We start from the raw sequence: 22,488 nt of genomic DNA, 5'->3' as shown, positions 1-22,488 counted from the left end.
TAGTAGTTCAGAATTTATGAATAATAAAAGGAGTATACGATGTATCACCACGTTCAACCATTTATCTCAAAATCATCTCAAATGAACTATAACGAACAGTATCAAGCATACCGTGAAATATTATTTAACCTTTTAGACTCACCTATTAAAAGTACCCAACATATAGGTGGAACAAAACATTTTAACTACCCTACTGAACCAATCCTTGATATTTTGGTCGGTGTTGATAATTTACATGATATTACCTCTTTAGATGAAAAGCGTTTGAATTACGCTGGATTTTATCGTATACATCAGCCAATGTATAAAAAAGTACTAATGGCAAAGTTCAATAATTTAACTGAATTAAAACAAACCGTACGATTACACATTATTCAACGCAACACTGAAACATATCATCAGTATGAAGCACTAGATGCATTACTCACTTCAAATCCAATGGCAATAGCACAATTTAAAGCATTTAAGACAGACATTTCATCAACATTATCTATTCGAGAATATGAAAATCTTAAGAATGAACATTTCAAAAATTTGTTACACCTCAACCAATCAAATTAACGTTACGAGATGACTTTGGAGGCTCAAAAGCGTTAAAATAAAAGTAATGAAATCAAAGAAAGGATGTTATTTTTGGATAACGCTAACATCTTACAACAATTAAAAGAAATCATCCCAGAACATATCATCAAAGTAAACGAACCACTAAAACGCTACACATATACGAAAACTGGAGGTAACGCGGATTTTTATATCACACCTCATAAATATGAAGAGGTTCAAGCTGTTGTTAAATATGCTTACAATGCTGGCATTCCTTTAACTTATTTAGGCAATGGTTCAAATATTATCATTCGTGATGGTGGTATTAGAGGCATTGTCCTTAGCCTTTTAGAACTCAATTATATCGATGCTTCGGATACAACGATAATCGCTGGCAGTGGTGCAGCTATTATTGATGTTTCACGAAAAGCAAGAGATTTATCTTTAACAGGTCTTGAGTTTGCATGTGGCATTCCCGGTTCAGTAGGTGGTGCTGTTTATATGAATGCAGGGGCATATGGCGGAGAAATTAAAGATGTCATTGATTATGCGCGTGTTATTAATGAAAAAGGTGAAATGATTCAACTTACGCATAATGAATTAGAGCTTGATTATCGTAATAGCATTATTCAACAAGAACATTATGTCGTATTAGAGGCCGCTTTTACTTTAGCACCTGGGAAACAAGCTGACATTCAAAGTGTGATGGATGATTTAACTGAGCGTCGTGAATCTAAACAACCATTAGAGTATCCTTCTTGTGGCAGTGTATTCCGTCGACCACCAGGCTACTTTGCTGGAAAACTCATCCAAGATGCGCATCTTCAAGGTCACCGCATCGGTGGTGTAGAAGTGTCAACGAAACACGCTGGATTTATGGTAAATGTTGATCATGGTACGGCAACAGACTATGAAGACTTAATTCATTATGTACAAAAAGTCGTAAAATCTAAATTTGATGTTACATTAGAACGCGAAGTGCGTATTATTGGCGAAAAAATAGATGAACGTCAGTAAAGGAGTAGAAATGATGCCTACTGTTTATGGTCAAGTCATTGATGATGAAACACGTTGTGTCCATTATTCAACTATACTAGATGTTATTGCGATTAAGTTTAAATGTTGTAATAAATATTACCCGTGTTACAAATGTCATAACGAAGCGGAATCTCACCGACCTAAACGGTGGAAAGAACATGAATTTAATGAAAAGGCAATTTTATGTGGTGTTTGTAAGCATGAAATGACGATTAATGAATATATGCTTATAGAAGCATGCCCTCGGTGTAATGCACATTTCAACAGTCGTTGTAAGCTACATTACCATTTATATTTCGAAATATAAAAAAGCATATTGTGGCTAAGATTTGAATATACTTAGCCACAATATGCTTTTTTTGTTTTATTTATCATCAAATATAAAATCTTCGTCTTTAAGTCCTTCAACATTTAAAGCAAGGACATATCCGTCCCCTTTTACTGAGAAGAAGTCATGATTTTTCGTAGATGTATCTAACGCATTTTCAATAATCGGATTGAATTCGCGTTCCTCAAAATAAGGTTCAAATCCAAGGTTTGATAATGCTTTGTTACCGTTATAGCGTACGTAGTTCAATACGTCTTCTTCAAGACCTAAAGGCGCATATAATTCACGTGTATATGATGCTTCATTTTGGTAAAGCTCTTCAAGCAATTTATACATTTCCTGATCTGCTTTTAATTTTTCACTTTCAGATAATTCATTACGTAAATGTTGTGCATCAAGACCAGTGAAAACACCATGAATCGATTCATCAAGTAAAATTTTACGAATGATTTCTCCTGACGTTGTCATACGACCTTGTCCTGCAAGATAGAGTGGATAATAAAACCCAGAGTAAAATAGGAATGTTTCTAAAAATACACTCGCTACTCTTGCCATATATTGATCATAAATTGAGGCTTCTTCTCCCCAGAGTTTATGATACGTACCAACAATTTTTTCAGATTTAAATTTTAAGTGCGGTTCTTGTAACACCCATTCATCTAATAAATAGTTCGTTTCTTTAGATGGCAGCAGCGTAGTAAAAATATGCGAATAACTTTTCGCATGGATTTGTTCCATCATACCCATAAATGCATACACTGCTTTTTTACGTAAGTCTTTCGTATGCAACATGATGAGTGGCATGCCATCATCTGCTTGATGTGTGTCTAATCCTGTTAAACCCGCAAGCGCTTTTTTAAAGGCATTTTGTTCATCGTCTGTTAATGTTTTCCAACTTGCAATATCTTTTGAAACTTTAAATTCTGTTTCTACCCACATTTGTGCAATATTTTGGCGCCAAAACATATTTGTCATATCTTCTTGAGTATTCCAATTTACAGCTATCATCGCAATTTAGATCTCCTATTCTTATCTTATTATGATGAATGAGAGATAATATTCATACATGCTACATGTATCTTAAATATTACCTCTCTTCAAATGAGTCTGATATTCCCTTCATACCAATCAACTCATACCTGGATATTACGTGTAAGGTTTGTACACATTTGATTCTCCATAACGTAAATTCGTCCCCAATACATTTAGAAACCCATTGAAATTAAACTGAACAACTCGTACATTCTTCAACACTTAATAATTTGTTACGTGTGTAGTATAACGATTTCAATCCTTTATAATGTGCATAGACATAGAGACGTGATAATTCACGTGTCGAAATTTCAGAGTTAACATAAAGAATTGTCGAGATACCTTGGTCTATATGTGTTTGGATAGTTGCAATAAGGTCAATCAGTTTCATTTGATCCGTATTGAATGCTGATTTGTAATACCACATTGTTTGTGGAGATAAAAATGGCATAGGATAAAATGTTTCTGCATTACCATACGTACGACGTTCAATTTGATCCACGATTGGCATGACTGAACTTGTCGCATTTTGTACGTACGAAATACTTTGTGTTGGCGCAATCGCTAGACGATAAGCATGATATAAACCGTATTGTTGTACTTCATGTTGTAACGCTTTCCAATCTTCTTTAGTCGGAATCGTGTGATGTGCAAATAATGCTTTTACTTTATCATACTTTGGTAAAAAGTCTTGCGTCGTATATTTTTCAAAATAACGCCCATTTGCATAATCCGATTTATCGAAATCTGCAAACTTTTCGCCACGTTCTTTAGCAATTTCCATTGAACGTTCTAATGAATAGAAATTCATCATCATAAAAAAAACATTTGCGAAATCTTTTGCTTCTTCAGATTCGTAATTAATTTGATTTTTAGCTAAAAACCCGTGTAAGTTCATGACACCTAAACCTACAGAGTGTAATTCACGGTTTGCTTTTTTGACACCAGGGGCATTTTGGATATTGGCTTCGTCACTGACGAATGTGAGCGCGTCCATCCCTGTATGAACAGAATCTCTAAAACGATTGGATTCCATTACATTCACAATATTTAAAGAACCTAAATTACATGAAATATCACGTTTAATTTCATCTTCAACACCGTAGTCATTAATAATTGACGTTTCTTGAAGTTGGAAGATTTCTGTACATAAATTACTCATTTTAATTTGGCCAATATTGGCATTTGGATGTACTTTATTGGCGTTGTCTTTAAACATTAAATAAGGATATCCAGATTGTAACTGCGTTTGCGCAATCATATTTAACATTTCACGCGCATCTTTAGACTTTTTCATGATGTTTGGATTTTCAACCAGACGATCGTAATATTCATCAATATCAATATCATCTAATGTCACACCATATTCTGCCTCAACAGTATGCGGTGCAAACATGAAGAAATCTTTGCCTTCCTTCGCGAGTTCAAAAAACTTAGAAGGCACAATTAAACCTGTAGAAATTGTAGATAATCGTAAGTCTTCGTCCGCATTTACTTTTTTAGTATCTAAAAATTCCTCGACATCATAATGGAAAATATTTAAATATACAGCACCCGCACCTGGTCGTTGGCCAAGTTGATCCGCATAACTAAATCCGCCCTCAAGTGCTTTTGCAACAGGTAGCACACCTTTAGCCACACCTTTAATGCCTTTAATTGCTTCACCACGTGCACGTAATTTAGAAAGGTTAATGGCTACACCGCCACCAATTTTACTAAGTTGTTTGGCTGTTGAATCTATAAAGTTAATTGAATTTAAGCTATCGTCCACTTCTAATAAAAAACAAGACACAAGCTCTCCACGACGCGCACGACCCGCATTTAAAAAGGTCGGTGTCGCTGGTTGATAGCGTTGTTCAATCATGGCACGTACAAATTGCTTTGCCAATTCAACTTGTCCATTTGCTAAATAAAGTGACACTATCACAACATGTTGATGATAATTTTCAAGATATTTGGCTTTATCATTTGTTTTTAACGCATAGTCTTTAAAAAATTTACTTGCTGACATATAACTTGCAAAATGGAATGGAATAGCATTAGCAAAGGTGATAATTTCATTTAATTTTTCTTCGCTGTAATCTTTAAATACATTATAGTAGAAGTTTTGATCAACTAAAAAATGTAAACGTTCTATTTCACTATCGAATTTTACTGTTTTATCGTCAATTTCTTCTAAGTAAACTTCAAGCGCTTGTTGATCTTTTTCTAGATCAAAAAAGCCTGTTTCATTACGCTTAGTGACTTGGTTATTCAATTCGATATGATTATACTGCTTTTGTTCCATTGTCTTCATAAAAATTAACCACCTTCTCCTTAAATTCCTTCGTATCTTGTATACTTCCATGCAATTCAAATTTCATTAACAATGGGACATTATATTCATCTGCAATCGCAATGCCCGCTTTTGCAAAATTTTGTCCCCAATTTCGATTACCGCTAGCGGCTACACCTCTTAAATTGTCATGGTTTACATTTAAAAATTGTTTTACTGGCTGAGGTACCTCACCAAAGCCAATAGTCCCTGTTACAATAATAAATGGGTCCTCAATACGCTCTGAGGCACAGTTTTCAGTCAACTCCATTGTGTCGGTAAGCTCTGTTCGTTTAATAAAACGTTTAACATTTCCTGTAAAAGAATAAAATACCACTTTCATACTCAAGGACTTCCTTTCTTGTGCGCTATTAAACGTGCTTTGACTCAACATGTTGCTTATCTATTTAATCTGGTTACTTATCATTTGTGTATGACGTATGGCGCATTATGTTTTATTGGTAAAATAAAAAAGAGTTAAATAACAGAAGATAGCAATCTCTTAATAAAATGACATAGACGCGAACATATATTTCGGTTGTTTTAATCATTTAAATGAGGGTGTGATAAAAGCGTTCCCCTTTTCTTTTAGTGTTAACCGACTGATTAAACGTAACTACAAGATGTTGTAAATGAGAGGGTTTTCATCCTCATCCAAAAGTGTAATCTTGCTTACTACTTGTAGTTTCGTATTATGTATTACCCCTTTAAAACACTATATATTGTGTTTAACGTTCTAAGTTCATACTATATTATGTGTTTCATTGTACATCAGTCGCCATAGTTTTTAAAGCAGAAAAAAATTTTTTTGACACCGATTGTCACCAAATGCGGTCATATCAACAAATGAAAATTCATGAAAATTGAAAGCCTAATTTTTATCAATTTATCTATCTAATATGGCTTGACTTTCGATGCAGAAAGTAGTATTATACCGAACATTTGTTCGTTTTTAGTGTAACGTTATTATGAAATTTTTGCAACTTCTTATGCATAAAAGATGAAACTATGCTACTATAAACACATTGATTTTAAAAATAAGAGGCGATATTATGAATTCAAAAATGAAAGGCATCATCGCTATCTTGATATCTGCTATTGGATTTAGTTTTATGGCAGTTTTTTTTCGTCTTGCTGGTGATTTACCAGTCTTTCAAAAATCATTAGCACGTAATTTAGTCGCGATGTTGATACCCTTATTTTTTATTATAAAATATCAGCAACCCATGTTTGGTAAGCTAAGTAGCCAACCCCTTTTGATCACACGCTCAATACTTGGATTAACGGGTGTACTTCTTAATATTTATGCCATCGATCATATGGTTTTAAGTGATGCTGACATTTTAATGAAACTTAACCCCTTTTGGACGATTCTATTAAGTCTTATCTTCTTAAAAGAATACATTCAAAAATATCAAATTACAGCAATGATGATTGCCATTATTGGTATGTTGTTTGTAGTCAAACCTGAATTTTCATCAGATATCATACCTGCCTTAATGGGCTTATTATCTGGTATTTTTGCAGCAGCAGCCTATACAGCAGTGCGTGCATTGAGTACGAGAGAGGCACCTTATACGATTGTTTTTTATTTCTCACTATTTTCAGTCGTTGCACTTTTTCCGTTCGTCATATTTACGTATCAACCTATGACAACAATACAAATCATTTATCTTGTTTTAGCCGGACTATCCGCAGCTGTGGGTCAAATCGGAATTACTGTTGCCTATAGTTATGCACCTGCAAAAGACATATCTATTTTCACTTACGCATCTATTATCTTTACTGCATGTATAGGTTTGATTTTATTTGGCGAATCCCCCGATTTTATCGCTGTCATCGGTTACGTCATTATTTTAAGCGCAAGTTACTTTATGTTTGAAAAAGCAAGACAAGAAACACGTGCTCAACAATCTCATAAAAACACATCAAATTAATGGAGGTCATACTATGACAGAAGGACGTTCTAAAGACGAACTGCAAGACATCACTTTACTTGGCAATCAAAATAACAAGTATGAATTTGATTACCGCCCTGATGTGCTCGAATCATTTGATAATAAACACCAAGGGCGCGACTATTTTGTGAAATTCAATTGTCCAGAATTCACATCTTTATGTCCAATTACGGGACAACCCGACTTTGCAACAATTTATATTTCATATATTCCAAATGTTAAAATGGTCGAATCTAAATCATTAAAATTATACTTATTTAGTTTTAGAAATCATGGCGATTTTCATGAAGACTGCATGAATATTATTATGAATGATTTAATTGACTTAATGGATCCTCACTACATCGAAGTTTGGGGCAAATTTACGCCACGTGGCGGTATTTCAATCGATCCTTATACAAACTATGGTCGCCCTAATTCAAAATATGAAAAAATGGCCGAACATCGTCTCATGAATCACGATATGTATCCTGAAAATATTGATAACCGATAAGCATTGATTTGTTATTAATTTTAACGATTATGCTTCAAATTGCATAAAGCGGTTTGTCTTTAACCATTGATACATTATAGCTATTTACCTTAAGCGTTCAAGCGCAATGAAATTGAACATACAACTCCGTTTGGAAACAGTGCACATTTTACATCTTAAATAGTTCGGTTTCTACCAACTGAAGACTTATATCACCTTCAAAATTCACATTATGATGAATTTTGAAGGTTTTTTGATTTTGCTTTATCAATATTATTGTGAAGAAGTATTTAATATTAAAAACATGACATTTAGTTAGCATTTGTCACGAATTTGCCTCTGAATCATTCAAAATTTACTGAATTTTCTTGTTAAAAATTTACATTAGGTTTAAAATGGTTCTATGTTCAACATTTAGGGGGGAAATGATTAGATGAATCAACACTATAGCAAAGAAGAAATCCTTGCTAGTACGCCCCGCAAAGGGTTCTTCGGGCATCCAAAAGGGTTAAGTACACTCTTTTTCACAGAATTTTGGGAACGATTTAGTTATTATGGTATGAGAGCAATTTTAGCTTATTATATCTATTACTCCGTCTCAAATGGTGGATTTGGACTTGATCAAGGATTAGCACTACAAATTGTATCCATTTATGGTGCACTTATTTATATGAGTGGTGTTATTGGCGGTTGGATTGCCGATCGTATTACAGGTACTCGACACGCACTATTTTATGGTGGCGTTCTTATTATGGTCGGTCACATTCTTTTATCACTGCCGAACAACTTCACATTACTTCTTATTGCGTTACTATTTTTAATTATTGGTACAGGGCTATTAAAACCTAATATTTCATCAACTGTTGGGCTTCTTTATGATAAAAATGACCCACGCTTAGACGCAGCATTTACCATTTTTTACATGTCGATCAATTTAGGTGCATTAATTTCTCCATTACTTGTAGGATGGACACAAGCCAATATTGGTTTCCATTTAGGTTTTGCAATTGCCGCTGTAGGTATGTTCCTTGGATTGCTCACTTATTTAATTACGAACAAGAAAAATTTAGGTGTGGCTGGTCTCGAAGTACCAGACCCTTTATCTAAAGCAGAACGTATTAAAATTATTAAAATTGTTGCCATCGTAGTTGTAGTTCTAGCATTATTAACATTGGTGTCAGCTTATTTAAATATGATGACGTTGTCTAATTTTGCTAACTTGGTAACAATTCTTGGCGTTGTCATTCCATTATTATACTTCGGTAAAATCATTATCAGTAAAAAAACAAAAAGTTATGAGCGCAAACGCGTTTTTGCATATTTTCCATTATTCATAGCATCCGTTGCGTTCTGGATGATTCAAGAACAAGGTTCTACAGTCCTCGCACAATTCGCTGACACTAAAACACAATTGAGTTTAGCTAAAGTAACAGGTGGTCTCATTGATTTCCATATCCCGCCTGCATGGTTCCAATCATTAAATCCATTTTTTATTGTATTATTGGCGCCATTATTTTCTATTCTTTGGGTAAAATTAGGACGCTTTAATCCTCCTACTGTACTTAAATTTGCTATTGGTGTTATTTTAGCGGGTGTCTCTTATTTAATTATGGTCGTGCCATTATCAGCGGACGCACCGTTAATAAATCCATTTTGGTTAATCGCGAGTTTCCTAATCGTAACGTTAGGTGAATTATGTATTTCTCCAATTGGATTATCTACGACAACAAAGTTGGCACCTGAAGCATTTACTGCTCAAATGATGAGTATTTGGTTCTTATCCAATGCAATGGCTCAAGGTTTAAATGCTCAGATGGTTGAAGTTTATACATCTATCGACCCTAACAAGTATTTTATGTATTCAGGTATTGTCGCTATTGTTATCGGTATATTACTTTTCCTCATCTCACCATTCATTAGAAAATTAATGCAAGGTGTAAAATAAATACGTTACATGCAAGCTATGCCCTTCAAAATCGTTATCTACGAACGTTGAGGGGCTATTTATTTGCGCTCTAGTAATGATTTTAATGATGGCGCGAAAGTGAGAGAAGCACCTTTATTCAATTTCTTAATAGCCATGAACGAGTGCTCTCATTTCAGAAGAGTCAAATCCCCTTTTTATATAGCCATCGTATGTTCCCCCACACTAAAGCAATGTTTATCCTTACGGTTGATTTTTTAACGAATTCACATAAAGAGGATTAAAAAACATTTCAATGCGGTATATATGTCAGTAAATAGGTTTAATGAAAGAAGGAAGTTGTATGGCATATCAATATAACAATGGATTATTATTTTATCATCAACATTCAGGGTTAAATAAAATTCATGAAGGGTTAGGCGAAGTCACTGTCGCATTAACACAATTATGCAAGAAGTTCTCAATTCAACTGAGTGAAAACGAAGGAGATATCGAACGTTATTGCGAACAAATTGCGCAGTCCAATAACGCTGATGACATTGATGTTCTTTTTATTTTAGGCGGTGACGGTACAGTCAATGAATTAATCAATGGTGTCTTAAAAAATGAATTAGACCTTCCTGTTGGAGTAATTCCAGGAGGGACATTTAATGATTTTGCAAAGACGTTAAACCTTTCAAACAATGCAGGTGATGCAGCACATGATCTACTTCTATCAGAACCTAAATCTTATGATGTGATGAAAGTGAATGACCAATATGCTTTAAATTTTGCGGGAATTGGACTTATGGTTCAAAATGCTGAAAATGTAGAGGGTAAGTCTAAAGATGTTTTCGGAAAACTAAGTTACATTTCCTCAACTTTTAAAACTTTAGCCAATCCAGAACATTTTAATTATGACCTTGAAATCGATGGAAAAACTTACTCCGGTGAAACCTCAATGATTCTTTTCGCCAATGGCCGTTTTATTGGTGGTGGTAAAATACCAATGACCGATTTGTCACCTTCTGACGGTCAGTTAAGTACATTTGTTTTCAATAACTATAGTATTAGTATTCTTAAAGACATGTTTAGTTTGCGAGATAGTATGACATGGAATGAGATTAGTGAGAATATTAAACACATCCCAAGTCATCATATCCATTTGTCGACTTCTCCTAAGATGCGTGTTGATGTGGATGGTGAAATTAATTTTGAAACACCTATCACCATTGAAATACACCCTCAAAAGATCAAATTGTTAACGGCGTCTGAAGCTAATCAAAATGATTAAAAAGGAATGGGGCCACTTTCACAGCCCCATTCCTTTTATTTTACTTAATAATGTTTTACCACTATGCCCCTAAAAAGTATGCTTCGACTTCTTTCCAATTATTTAGGCGTTCAAAGTCAGTATTATCACGATTATGTGGCGCTGAAAACATTAACGGTTTCCCTGTATGAATACCTAGTTGTTTTGGATTATCATCAATGAGATAATCTGTAGCCACAATATTTTTACGACCACAAAATACAAATTGTTGTGAATCTAAAAATGGAAAATGTTCTTTGAGCCATTCATATTTATCGTGGAATGAAGATGGCACATCCATAGCAGCCGTAACAATATAAATATCATAATGATTAGATAATTTACGCACAACCTCTTGTGCATCTTCTATCACTTTAAGACGTCTAAAGAAGCCATCAGAAGCGAGAATATCTCTAATTTCAGCAGCATGTTCAGGCATAATATCATAAATTTTCTTGCCTAAAATGTGTTCTACAGTCACACCTAATTGTGTTCGTCGGTTAAACTCATCTATTATTGCACCAAACGTATCTGCAAGCACTTCATCCATATCGATGCCTATCGATTGTCTCATAATTTCAAATCGCTCCTTGTTTACTTCATTAGGTCGATTATATCAAACACAAGATTGGAATTCATGTTATCAGTTTAGAATTGTGCTAACACCTCACGGATGACATCATTTTGTTCAGGAAAACCTAAAGTAATACGAACACCGTTAGGGAATAAGCGCGCGATGATACCTGCTCTTAATAACGCTTCATTTAATTCTGAAGCTTGAGACGTTTCGACAAAAATAAAGTTAGTTTGCGATGGATAAATTTTAAGATTCGTATCAATGGCATAGCATTTTTGGCGCTCTGCATCATTGATCTCAACCGCTTTTTGTAAATGGGTTTGATCTTTAAGCGCTGCTAATGCTGCCTGTTCTGAAAGACGCGTCGTGTTAAATGGTGGGCGTAATACGTTGAGCTTAGAGGCTAATGTATCCGTCGTAATCAGATACCCGATACGCAAGGCTGCGAGTGCATATGCTTTAGAAAACGTTCGTAACATTGCGACATTCGGATAAATTTCCATTAATTCAAGTGTCCGCGGAAAATCGTCTGCAGTCACATACTCAGCATACGCTTCATCTAAAATAATGGTAACATCTGATGGTACTTTTTTAATAAAAGCCTCAATCGCATCATGTGAATGATACGTACCTGTCGGATTGTTAGGATTACAAATCCATACTACTGATGTAGATGCATCTACCGCTTCTGCAATCGCGTCTAAATCGAATTTACCATCTTTTAAAGGCACTTGAACCATATTCGCATCTTCAACTACTGCATTATGATAATATTGCCCAAATGTTGCCTCGCTTGTTACCACTTTATCCCCTGCACGTAATAATGCTCTCGAAATAATAACAATCATCTCATCAAGACCCGCGCCAAAGAGAATACGATTCGGATCGATATGATAGTGGTCTGCGATAGCTTGCTGTAATAATGGCGCATTCGGTTCTGGATATAAATATAAATCATCAACATGTGTTTGGATGGCTTCTTTTACTTTTGGAGAAGGTCCAAAGACGTTTTCATTTGACGCATGTTTATGCAAATCACCTTCAATACCATATTTCTTTTTTAGCGCCTCTGGTGATAACCCAGGTTGATATGCACGTAATTGTGCAATTTGCGATTTCATGAACGACCGCCTCCAATATTCAGAATTTTTAAAATATGTTTTCTATTATAACGATAATCGGTTAAAAACGCTATACTTTTTTAATATAAATTCAATTATTACATATTTGCTTTAAAGCGTCAAAGTATAGATGAAAAATAAAGTAACCGGTGATGAATGGTCACATAAAAAAGTCTTCAAAATGCATCTTTACATCCATTTTGAAGACTTATCAATTTAAATATGAGACAAGTTCATACGCTTAAATTTAACACTTTCGATAATGTACTATCACAATGCGCATCAATAACGCACGCGTGTGTGCTTTAGTGAACCAATCCTTCTTTTTTCAAATAATCTTTAGCCACTTTATAAGGATCTTCACCTTTTTCAGCCACACGATAGTTCATTTCTTGCATCTCTTCATCAGAGATTTTTCCTTCTAATTGATTGAGTGCTTTTTCTACATCAGGGTGCTCTTTAATAAATGCTTTTTTAAATAGTGGCGCGCCCTGATATGGTGGAAAACTTTTCTTATCGTCTTTTAAAACGACCATATCGTATTGTTTCAGTTCAGCATCTGTAGAATACGCATCAATTAAATTAATATCATCTTTTTCAATCGCTTGATATCTTAATTTCGGTTCCATCGTTTTAACGTTTTTAAATTTTAAATCATACGTTTGTTGAATCGCTTTATAACCATCGCCACGATCATTAAATTCCAAAGTAAATCCAGGTCGAATGTCATCTTCAACTTTTTTCAAGTCACCAATCGTTTTCAAATGATGTTTTTCAGCAAAGTCTCGTTTCACTGCTAATGCATAGGTGTTATTATATTTCATTGGTTTGAGCATTTCCATATCATATTGACGTGCTAAATTATCATTCGCTTGTTGATAAACTGTTTTTTCCATTTTAGATTTAGGAGATTCTTTTGTAAGTTCTCCTAACACTGTTCCCGTAAATTCTAAATAACCATCAATTTCATCTGCTTTTAAAGCATTAAAAAGAAAAGTCGTTTTACCCATACCGTCTTGAACATTTACTTTATATTTCGTATCTTGTTCAACTAAAATCTTATACATGTTCGTGATGATTGACGGTTCAGTTCCTAATTTACCTGCCAACGTAATTTTTTCTTCTTTTTGTGAAAATAGAGGTGCAATCGTGACAAAGAACATCACTAGTAAAATGGCACCTAAAGTGATTAACATTTTGCGGTAAGACATACGTCCTAAAATGCGTAATACAATATCAAACAAAATAGCCAACAATGCCGCTGGTATCGCACCGATGAGAATGAGTGATGCATTGTTACGGTCAATACCTAATAAAATAAGGTCCCCTAATCCACCAGCACCAATTAACGCTGCGAGCGTTGCTGTACCAATAATGAGCACCATGGCTGTTCTGATTCCCGCCATAATCACTGGCATTGCTAACGGTAATTCTACCTTTGTCAGACGTCTTATCGGTTTCATACCAATCCCTTTAGCAGCCTCGATAAGTGAGGGATCAACCCCCGTCACGCCAGTATAGGTATTTCTTAAAATTGGTAATAAAGCATAGACGACTAAAGCAATGATCGCAGGTACTGTCCCAATACCAAAGAGTGGAATCATTAGTCCTAGTAACGCTAATGAAGGAATCGTTTGTAAAACCGCGGCAATATTGATGATCACTTCAGCAACATTTTTTTGTTTGGTTAATAAAATCCCTAAAGGGACACCGATTAATACGGCAATAAGTAATGCAATAAAAGATAACTGTATGTGTTCTATAAGTGTTGAAAGTAATTGACCTTTCCGTTCGTTCAACGTAGTTAAAAATTCTGTCACCTTCTATCACCTGCCCGATGTGTAGATAAGAACTTGAAAATATCTTGTCTCGTCAACTTCCATAATTGTTGTGAAGAATGTACGATAACACCTTCATGTGAAGCAAGTTCTCCATATATGTCACTAACGTAACGCTCCCCGTCAACTTTTATCATGTCATCACTTTTGTCGATAGGCGTGCCGATTAACTCAGCTACCTTTCCGAGTGTGAAATGATTTAAAAATACTCCGGATAAATCTCCTATAAATTGTTTCACAAACGCATTCTTAGGATGTTGTATGAATTCATTAGGTGTACCAATTTGTTCGACTTTACCTTCATTTAGAAGACAAATGCGATCACCCAGTTTAAATGCTTCTTCAATATCATGAGTGACAAACACGATTGTTTTTTTAATTTGAGCTTGTAAACGTAATAAATCATCTTGCAGGTTTTCTCGAGTAATTGGGTCTAACGCACTAAATGGTTCATCCATAAGAATGACAGGTGGATCGGCCGCTAATGCTCGCACCACACCTACACGTTGACGCTGACCTCCTGATAATTCATCAGGTTTTCGATGACGATATGTATTGGGATCTAAATTGACCATTTTAAGAAGTTCGTCTACACGATGATCAATTTCATTTTGAGTCCACGACTTCATTAGAGGGACTTGTGCAATATTATCACGTATGGTCATGTGCGGGAACAACGCGATTTGCTGTAACACATACCCCATATCCCAACGCATTTCGTAAACAGAATAATCGCTTATTGGCTTATTATTAAAATATATAAAACCATCTGTTAAAGGGATGAGTCGGTTAATCATTTTCATCGTCGTGGTTTTACCAGATCCAGATGGACCGATAAGTACAAAAAACTCACCTTCTTTAATGTTAAGGTTTACTTTATTAACGACGACTTTATTACCATAACTTTTCGTAACATCCTCGAATTTAATCATTATTTAACCTCATTTTTTAATTTAATATCATTGTAAAAAGTATACCCTATCTTACTAATATTAAGCTTTTAAATTAAGTAAATTTAACGCAATATTAAGGCATGCTCACTACAAAAAAAGGCGTGCACATTTATATTGCGCATGCCTTTTCTTCTATGATTTGATACAAACTTAACATTAAATAGAAGTCTGTCCCAATTGTTTATATGCCTGTATAGCATCTAAAAATGGCGGACAATAATGCTTTAATTTATAACTTCCGACACCTTCTATTTGAATCATTTCTTGTTTAGTAGTTGGTTTACGTTTAGCGAATTCCTCTAAAGTATAGTCTGAGAAGATATTAATCGGTGGTACATCCAATTTATCACTCATTTGTTGTCTCACTTCACTTAAAGCATCAAACAAGTGACGATCGACACCTTCAATCGTGTTAATATTTACGCGTTCTTTCGATTTTGTTTTGAATGGCGTCGTTTTGATTTTGATGTTTTCATTTAATAATTGTCCAACGGATGGGTCACACATCAACTTCTCATCATATTCATTTAAATAACCTTTAAAACGCAGTTCATCAATTAAATGGTGCAATTCACCAGTTGTATAGTCTTTCATTATCCCGTACGTTGACAACGTATAAAACTGATTGTGATTTAAATAATCTGATGTTTCACCACGTAAAACTTGAATGACCGTTTGATACCCTTCTTTTTGTCCTAACCGAATGACACAACTTACAATCATTTTTGCCTCTTTAGTCATATCATATGTTTTATTCTGTGCCTCGCAATTACTGCATTTCTGACACTCTGCTAATTTTTCATTCGGTTCAAAATAATGTACCAATGTGGCTTCTAAACATTTATTTGTTTTCGTATATTGAATCATTTTGGTCAATTTGTCACCCATCTTCTCTTTATAATCATCATCTGCTGAGGATGTTGAAATAAAATACTGATGGAGCGCAATATCTCTGTCGCTAAATAGCAAAATACAATCACTTTCAAGCCCGTCACGACCAGCACGTCCTGCTTCTTGGTAGTAGGATTCTAAATCACCAGGCATATTATAATGAATTACATACCGCACATTGGATTTATCAATCCCCATTCCAAACGCATTGGTTGCAACAACGACGCGCTTTTTGTCATATAAAAACGCATGTTGTGCTTCATCGCGTTGCTTTGCGGTTAAACCCGCATGGTAATAAGTTGCTGGAATATCTGCATCTCGCAACGCCTCATACATTGCTTCAACTTGTTTACGTGTCGAACAGTAAATAATGCCTGAGACTTTGGAATGTGATTGAACATAATCTAACACAAACTTTTGACGTTGGTACGTATGATCGACTTTAAATAAAAGATTAGGACGTTTAATACTCGTTTTAATGAGATGGTTCGGATGAATACCTAATCGTGACATAATGTCTTGTTGAACTTCTGTCGTCGCTGTTGCTGTTAAAGCCACAATCGCAAATTGTTGTGGCATCGCCAATACACGATGAATGACCGCCTGGTAACTTGGTCTAAAATCATGTCCCCATTTAGAGATACAATGTGCTTCATCAAAAGCAACAAGCTTAATATTTACACGACATAGCAACCTTAAAAACGTTTCATTTTCAAGGCGCTCTGGGGCAATATATAAAAATTGTAACGCACCGTTTAATAGTTGCGCTTCAATTTCTTTTTGTGCTTTTAGCGATAGACTACTATTTAAGTATGCAGCAGAAATCCCCATCGTATGTAATTGATCTACTTGATCTTTCATTAATGAGATGAGTGGGCTTATAACAAGTGTTGTTCCCCCTAGCATAAGTCCCGGCACTTGGTAACAAATGGATTTCCCACCGCCAGTTGGTAAAACACCTAACGTATGTTGCTGGTTAAGTACACGGGTAATAATCTCTTTTTGCCCTGGACGAAAACGCTTATATCCAAAATAATGTGACAGTGTTTGTTCCATTTTATCCCTCTTACTGTTCAATAATTTCCTCAAGTTCGCTCCATCTCGTGATGTCTTTATCGTATTGTGCTTCTAAACTTTCTTTTTCATCATTCAATTGCTTAATCAAGCCATAATCTGCGCTTGCTTCAATCATTTCTTGTTCTATTTCCGATAACCGTGATTCAGTTTCTTCTATACGCGTCATTAACATATCATATTCACGTTTTTCTTTATACGATAACCCCTTTTGTTTCTTTTTAGGCGCAGTAGATTTTGTTAATGCTGGTTTTGAAGATTGGAGGCTTGCTTCTAGTGATTTTTTGTAGGTCATATAATCTTCAAATTGACCTACAATAACATCAATTTTTTCATTATGAATGTACCAATAAGTATCTACGACTTTATTTAAAAAGTAGCGGTCGTGACTTACAGTTATAACCGTGCCACCGAAATGGTGAATATAATCCTCTAAAATAGTTAACGTCTCTGTATCTAAATCATTTGTGGGTTCGTCTAAAATAAGTACATTCGGTTGATGTACAAGTAATTTAAGTAAATATAAGCGCTTTTGTTCGCCACCAGAAAGTTTGTACACCTTTTTACCATGCGTAGCACTTGGAAATAAAAATTGTTCTAATAATTGAGTAACAGATACCATCGTACCATCTTTTTGACGTGCAACTTCACTTTCTTCACGTAAGAAGTCGATGACGCGTACATCACGATTTAAATGCTCATCTGTTTGCTTAAAATAGGCTACTTTGACCGTTTGCCCAACTTTTAGAACACCCTCAAAATTGTCATCCACACCTGCAATAATATTAAGTAGTGTCGTCTTACCTACACCATTGGGGCCAACGATACCAATACGCATCCCTTTTTGAATAATTGTAGAAAAAGATTTGAATAATGTTTTATCTTGAATCGCTTTACCTACTGCCTCAAGCTCAAACACTTGTTTTCCTAAGCGTGCATGTGCTAAATTCAGTTCCCCCTTTTCTTGAACTTTATGTGATTTTACTTGTTGTTCTATGCGCTCAAAGCGATCTTTACGGGCTTGTTGTTTCGTCGTTCGTGCTTTAACACCTGCGCGCATCCATTCTAACTCTTGCCTATATAACGCACGTTGTTTCACTTGTTGTTGTTGTTCAATCATTTCACGTTCAGAACGCATCGCAATATATGTCTCGTAATTACCTGGATAAGAATACAGTTGACCATTTTTTAGTTCTACGATGCGTGTCGATACTTCATTTAAAAAATAGCGATCATGTGTCACGAACATTACCGTTTTCGGATACGTTTTTACAAAATTGATAAGCCATTGAATCGATTCAAAGTCCAAATGGTTCGTTGGTTCATCGAGGAGCAATAAATCAGGCTTTTCAATCAATGTGCGTGCTAAAATAACCCGTTTTTGTTGTCCACCCGACAATGTGCTTACCTGTTGCGTTGTATCGTGAATCCCCAATTTTGATAAGATGGTTTTAATTTCAGCACTATAGTCCCAAACGCCTTTATTATCCATCTGTGCCTGTGCATCCATCATTTCATTGAACGCTTGATCTGATGGATGCGTACTATATTGTGCCACGGCTAGTTCATAACGTTTAATCGTTTGGAGTGCATCCGTTTCAGCTTGATAAACGACATCATACACAGTTGATGAAGGGTCCATATCTTCTTTTTGCGCAGCATAGCGGATTTTGTACTGTTTAGGATGTGTCGCTTGTGCTGTAAAATCATCATCAAGGCCAGCAATCACTTTAAGTAATGAACTTTTCCCTGTTCCATTTATACCCACTAACCCAATTCGCTCTTGGTTAGAAATGGATAATGCTAAGTCATCAAATATCACTTTATCTGCATAAGATTTATGTAGGTGTTCTATTTTAAACGCTTCCAACGCTAATACTTCCTTTTTCTTATAGATTTACTCTTGATTATTTGTTACGCTTAAATCAGTTCTATATATTATACACTTTTTTGATTTCAAATGATATAAGGAGCCTTTTGTAATGTTGGATTTTCTTTCGTCGTTGTCGCCCACACTTCAGGCATTATGTGCCGGAACCATCACTTGGTTACTGACAGCTGTTGGTGCGGCAACTGTTTTTATTTTTAAAAAAGTTAATGAAAAAGTTTTGAACTCTATGCAAGGATTTGCAGCTGGCATTATGATCGCTGCGAGTTTTTGGTCATTATTACAGCCTGCGATTGAGAGTAGTTCAGACAGCGCGGTACCTTGGATGCCTGCCGCAATTGGATTTTTATTAGGGGGCCTTTTCATACGTTCGCTCGATTATGTCATCCCACATATGCATCGAAATACAAATGACGAATCCCAAAAACAAGAAGGCGTTCCTACAAATTTAAATAAAAATACGTTATTGTTTTTAGCCATTACGTTGCACAATATTCCAGAAGGTTTAGCAGTAGGTGTTGCTTTCGGTGGGATTGCCACTGGCAACACACATGCCACTTTACTAGGGGCTTTAGGATTGGCAATTGGTATCGGCATTCAAAACATCCCAGAAGGTGCTGCACTTTCCTTGCCTATTCGGGCGGCAGGCAGTAGTAAATGGAAAGCGTTTAATTATGGACAAGCTTCAGCCTTAGTTGAACCCGTATTCGCTGTCATAGGTGCTGCAGCCGTAATCGTCGTAACACCCATTTTACCTTATGCCCTTGCTTTTGCCGCTGGTGCAATGATTTTTGTAGTCGTTGAAGAACTGATTCCTGATTCGCAATCAGCGAAAAATACCGATTTAGCTACATTAAGTTTAATGGGTGGCTTCACACTTATGATGATCCTCGATGTTGCTTTAGGCTAACGGTCAAATAATGAAAATGAATATAAAAAAAGCACTTCGAACATGCCGAAGTGCTTTTTTGTTAAACGAATTAATTATCTTTTCCTTTAGGACCTGCTTCATAATGGTAATCACGTGGATCTACCTTTTTAAAATCAGGGTTTTTATAGAAACGCATTAAATCGCCATTTAAAATTTCATCGTTAATTTCTAAGTCATTCTCAACTTGATTTTTCGTTTTTTCTAAGTCTTTTGGTTGAATTGCCATTGGTTTATTATCCTTATGGCTATATGCTTTACCATTCACATATTTATATTTATCAGTTACAAAATCACCATTACGGAATGGAATGAGCTGCTTATGATCTTTAGATAACATATCTGTTCCAAGCATGATGTAGTTCTTAGTATCAATACCCATCAAGTGTAGTAATGTAGGCATCACGTCGACTTGACCTGCATATGTTGGATCTACTTTAGGTTCTACACCAGGTGCTTTAATCCAGAAACCAGTTTTATTTAAATCATTAAACTTGGCTGGTGTAATTGGCTCACCAAGAAGTTGTGACATCGCTTTATTATGATTTTCAGAAATACCATAGTGGTCACCATACATAATAATCACTGAGTCATCGTAAAGACCACGTTTTTTCAAGTCGTTAATAAATGCTTCTACCGATTCATCCAAATAACGAGCTGTTTGAATATAACCATCTACTGTAGAGTTACCCGTATTGCCTGGTGGAATAGAGGCATCCTCTTTACTCAATGTAAATGGGTAGTGGTTCGTTAAAGTAATTAAATGAGAATAAAATGGTTGTTTTTCTTTGTCTAAATAGTCTGCTGATTCTTTAAAGAACTCTTTATCTTTTAAACCTAAGTTTTCTAAGTTCTCAGGTGACATGTCATAGTACGTTGCATCATAAAATTTATCAACGCCGAAATGACGATATACTTGATCACGGTTCCAGAATGTTTTGTAGTCACCGTGCATCACATTAGATGTGTAATTTTCTTTTTGTTTAAGGATAGCCGGTAAAGACTGATACGTATTGTCCCCTTTTAATGAGAACGCAGAACCTTGTGGCAAGCCGTACAAGCTATTATCCATCGTGAATTCAGCATCAGACGTTTTACCTTGACCTGTTTGATGATAGAAGTTTGGATAATATCTAAAATCTTCTTGGCCTGAAGACAATTTGTTTAAAAATGGTGTGACTTCATGACCGTTAATTTTTTTGTTAATTAAAAACGTTTGGAAACTTTCCAAATGAATTTTAATGATATTTTTACCTTTGGCTTTACCATAATATTCCATATTAGGTGCTGTATGTTTTTGTTTTGTATAGTTTAATACACGTGTTAAATCATCTTCAGAAGCCAAAGCTTTTTGTTGGTTATTTTGAATTGTTTTTACCCCATCATAAACGGTGAAGTTATAAGGACCTAAATACTTCACTAAATATTTATGATCAAATGTACGTGTTAATAATTCCGGGCGATCTGTTTCTGCAAACGCTAAGTTTAAGAAAAATAGTGCGACCGCAGTTGCCATTACAACTGGAATAAACTTTTTATGGAAAACATTATAGCTTAACCATTTTTGTTTAAAAATTAAAATATACAAGTAAGCGATAATATCTAAGAAATACACAAAATCATACTTTTGGAATGATGCACCAACGGCACCACCCATTGAGTCGACATTACTGACTTGATTTAACGTACTAAACGTTAAAAAGTCTGAAAAGAATCGGAAGTATACGACGTTCGCATATAATAAAAACGTCAATAAGAAACCGCCAGTAAGCATTAACCAGAATGCTTTTCGACCTTTAAAGAATAAGAATACACTTAAAATAAGTGCAAGTAAGCTATAAGGATTCATTAATAAAATTAAATTCTGTGTAAGTCCTTTAACACCGAGTGACAAGTCAACATAATAGGCGAAATACGTTTTTAGTGAAATTGTTAATACCATTAATAAGAAAAACGTGAAAATCCCTATCTTCTTTCTATTATTTTCCATTCATGTTCCCCCATATTTTCATCTCATATGGTGCATTTAGCACAGTTTAAGTTCATATTTTTTTCTGCATCTCAATCAAGTTCATTTTATCAATAAATAAATTGAATTCTCTTTATAATTGTAACATTTTCGTAATAAACATATGTAAGTTCAATATAACAATATATACGAATTAGTGTCATTTTTCAAGTGAAAAAGGGTTTTTAGGCTTTATTTCGAATAAATTTATATTTACTCAAAATTAAAATCATCTTGTATTTATACGTAGTTCATAACCCCTTAACAATGGTGTCTATTTATTCAATAACATTCATTATAACGGCTATAG

General features: G+C 35.0%; 18 protein-coding genes. 8 read left to right on the top strand and 10 right to left on the bottom strand.

The features are described from left to right. Window positions 1-39: 39 nt before the first annotated feature. The 3 genes from CD172_RS08140 to CD172_RS08130 all read left to right on the top strand — a co-directional run bounded on the left by CD172_RS08140 (window position 40) and on the right by CD172_RS08130 (window position 1,888). Entirely contained in the window at window positions 40-561 is a 522-nt protein-coding gene (locus CD172_RS08140; RefSeq protein WP_037567844.1) for a GrpB family protein, read from the top strand. 72 nt (window positions 562-633) lie between these two features. Next, on the top strand, window positions 634-1,560 hold the full coding sequence (murB, locus tag CD172_RS08135; protein ID WP_086375128.1) for a UDP-N-acetylmuramate dehydrogenase: 927 nt from the start codon (window positions 634-636) through the stop codon (window positions 1,558-1,560). Between the two features lie 13 nt (window positions 1,561-1,573). Beyond that, window positions 1,574-1,888 carry a CHY zinc finger protein gene (locus CD172_RS08130; protein WP_037567840.1) on the top strand — a complete coding sequence of 105 codons (315 nt, stop codon included), beginning with the start codon at window positions 1,574-1,576 and terminating at the stop codon, window positions 1,886-1,888. Window positions 1,889-1,945: 57 nt separating this feature from the next. On the opposite strand, the gene nrdF is transcribed toward CD172_RS08130, so the two are convergent. The 3 genes from nrdF to nrdI form a co-directional block, all read right to left on the bottom strand. Next, complete coding sequence (gene nrdF / locus CD172_RS08125) at window positions 1,946-2,917, bottom strand: class 1b ribonucleoside-diphosphate reductase subunit beta (RefSeq protein ID WP_037567838.1); 972 nt, start codon at window positions 2,915-2,917, stop codon at window positions 1,946-1,948. 214 nt (window positions 2,918-3,131) lie between these two features. Then, window positions 3,132-5,237, bottom strand: a complete 2,106-nt coding sequence (nrdE, locus tag CD172_RS08120) for a class 1b ribonucleoside-diphosphate reductase subunit alpha (protein ID WP_060552442.1) — start codon at window positions 5,235-5,237, stop codon at window positions 3,132-3,134. Then, window positions 5,209-5,598, bottom strand: a complete 390-nt coding sequence (gene nrdI, locus CD172_RS08115; protein WP_037567834.1) for a class Ib ribonucleoside-diphosphate reductase assembly flavoprotein NrdI — start codon at window positions 5,596-5,598, stop codon at window positions 5,209-5,211. Before nrdI ends, nrdE begins: the two co-directional genes overlap by 29 nt. A 709-nt stretch (window positions 5,599-6,307) precedes the next feature. Here nrdI and CD172_RS08110 point away from each other — a divergent pair. The 4 genes from CD172_RS08110 to CD172_RS08095 all read left to right on the top strand — a co-directional run bounded on the left by CD172_RS08110 (window position 6,308) and on the right by CD172_RS08095 (window position 10,882). Then, window positions 6,308-7,192, top strand: a complete 885-nt coding sequence (locus CD172_RS08110; RefSeq protein WP_103346039.1) for a DMT family transporter — start codon at window positions 6,308-6,310, stop codon at window positions 7,190-7,192. Between the two features lie 13 nt (window positions 7,193-7,205). Beyond that, window positions 7,206-7,706 (top strand): preQ(1) synthase, encoded by a 501-nt coding sequence (queF, locus tag CD172_RS08105; protein WP_037567828.1) that lies wholly within the window; start codon window positions 7,206-7,208, stop codon window positions 7,704-7,706. Window positions 7,707-8,118: 412 nt separating this feature from the next. Next, window positions 8,119-9,630, top strand: a complete 1,512-nt coding sequence (locus CD172_RS08100; RefSeq protein WP_037567826.1) for a peptide MFS transporter — start codon at window positions 8,119-8,121, stop codon at window positions 9,628-9,630. Between the two features lie 322 nt (window positions 9,631-9,952). Next, window positions 9,953-10,882, top strand: a complete 930-nt coding sequence (locus CD172_RS08095) for a diacylglycerol/lipid kinase family protein (protein ID WP_103346038.1) — start codon at window positions 9,953-9,955, stop codon at window positions 10,880-10,882. 61 nt (window positions 10,883-10,943) lie between these two features. Here CD172_RS08095 and CD172_RS08090 read toward each other — a convergent pair whose 3' ends face one another. The 6 genes from CD172_RS08090 to CD172_RS08065 form a co-directional block, all read right to left on the bottom strand. After that, entirely contained in the window at window positions 10,944-11,474 is a 531-nt protein-coding gene (locus CD172_RS08090) for a 5' nucleotidase, NT5C type (protein ID WP_081858238.1), read from the bottom strand. Between the two features lie 74 nt (window positions 11,475-11,548). Next, window positions 11,549-12,598 (bottom strand): histidinol-phosphate transaminase, encoded by a 1,050-nt coding sequence (gene hisC / locus CD172_RS08085; protein ID WP_103346037.1) that lies wholly within the window; start codon window positions 12,596-12,598, stop codon window positions 11,549-11,551. A gap of 305 nt (window positions 12,599-12,903) precedes the next feature. Continuing rightward, the gene (locus tag CD172_RS08080; RefSeq protein ID WP_103346036.1) at window positions 12,904-14,418 is read right to left on the bottom strand and encodes an ABC transporter permease/substrate-binding protein; all 1,515 of its coding nucleotides are present in this window, start codon (window positions 14,416-14,418) and stop codon (window positions 12,904-12,906) included. Continuing rightward, window positions 14,415-15,368: an ABC transporter ATP-binding protein gene (locus CD172_RS08075; protein WP_103346035.1), complete on the bottom strand. Its 954-nt coding sequence runs from the start codon at window positions 15,366-15,368 to the stop codon at window positions 14,415-14,417. The genes CD172_RS08080 and CD172_RS08075 overlap by 4 nt, the downstream gene beginning before the upstream one ends. A 177-nt stretch (window positions 15,369-15,545) precedes the next feature. After that, entirely contained in the window at window positions 15,546-17,336 is a 1,791-nt protein-coding gene (gene recQ, locus CD172_RS08070; RefSeq protein WP_037567813.1) for a DNA helicase RecQ, read from the bottom strand. 10 nt (window positions 17,337-17,346) lie between these two features. After that, the gene (locus tag CD172_RS08065; RefSeq protein ID WP_103346034.1) at window positions 17,347-19,224 is read right to left on the bottom strand and encodes an ABC-F family ATP-binding cassette domain-containing protein; all 1,878 of its coding nucleotides are present in this window, start codon (window positions 19,222-19,224) and stop codon (window positions 17,347-17,349) included. A gap of 112 nt (window positions 19,225-19,336) precedes the next feature. On the opposite strand from CD172_RS08065, the gene CD172_RS08060 reads away from it, so the two are divergent. Beyond that, window positions 19,337-20,152, top strand: a complete 816-nt coding sequence (locus CD172_RS08060; protein WP_037567809.1) for a ZIP family metal transporter — start codon at window positions 19,337-19,339, stop codon at window positions 20,150-20,152. Window positions 20,153-20,222: 70 nt separating this feature from the next. Here CD172_RS08060 and ltaS read toward each other — a convergent pair whose 3' ends face one another. Next, window positions 20,223-22,160 carry a polyglycerol-phosphate lipoteichoic acid synthase LtaS gene (ltaS, locus tag CD172_RS08055; RefSeq protein ID WP_060552434.1) on the bottom strand — a complete coding sequence of 646 codons (1,938 nt, stop codon included), beginning with the start codon at window positions 22,158-22,160 and terminating at the stop codon, window positions 20,223-20,225. Between the last annotated feature and the right edge of the window lie 328 nt (window positions 22,161-22,488).

This window comes from Staphylococcus agnetis, assembly GCF_002901865.1.
In the GTDB taxonomy this organism is placed as follows: domain Bacteria; phylum Bacillota; class Bacilli; order Staphylococcales; family Staphylococcaceae; genus Staphylococcus; species Staphylococcus agnetis.
Note: the sequence above shows the minus strand (reverse complement) of the source record. Positions and strands in the feature narration are given on the sequence as shown.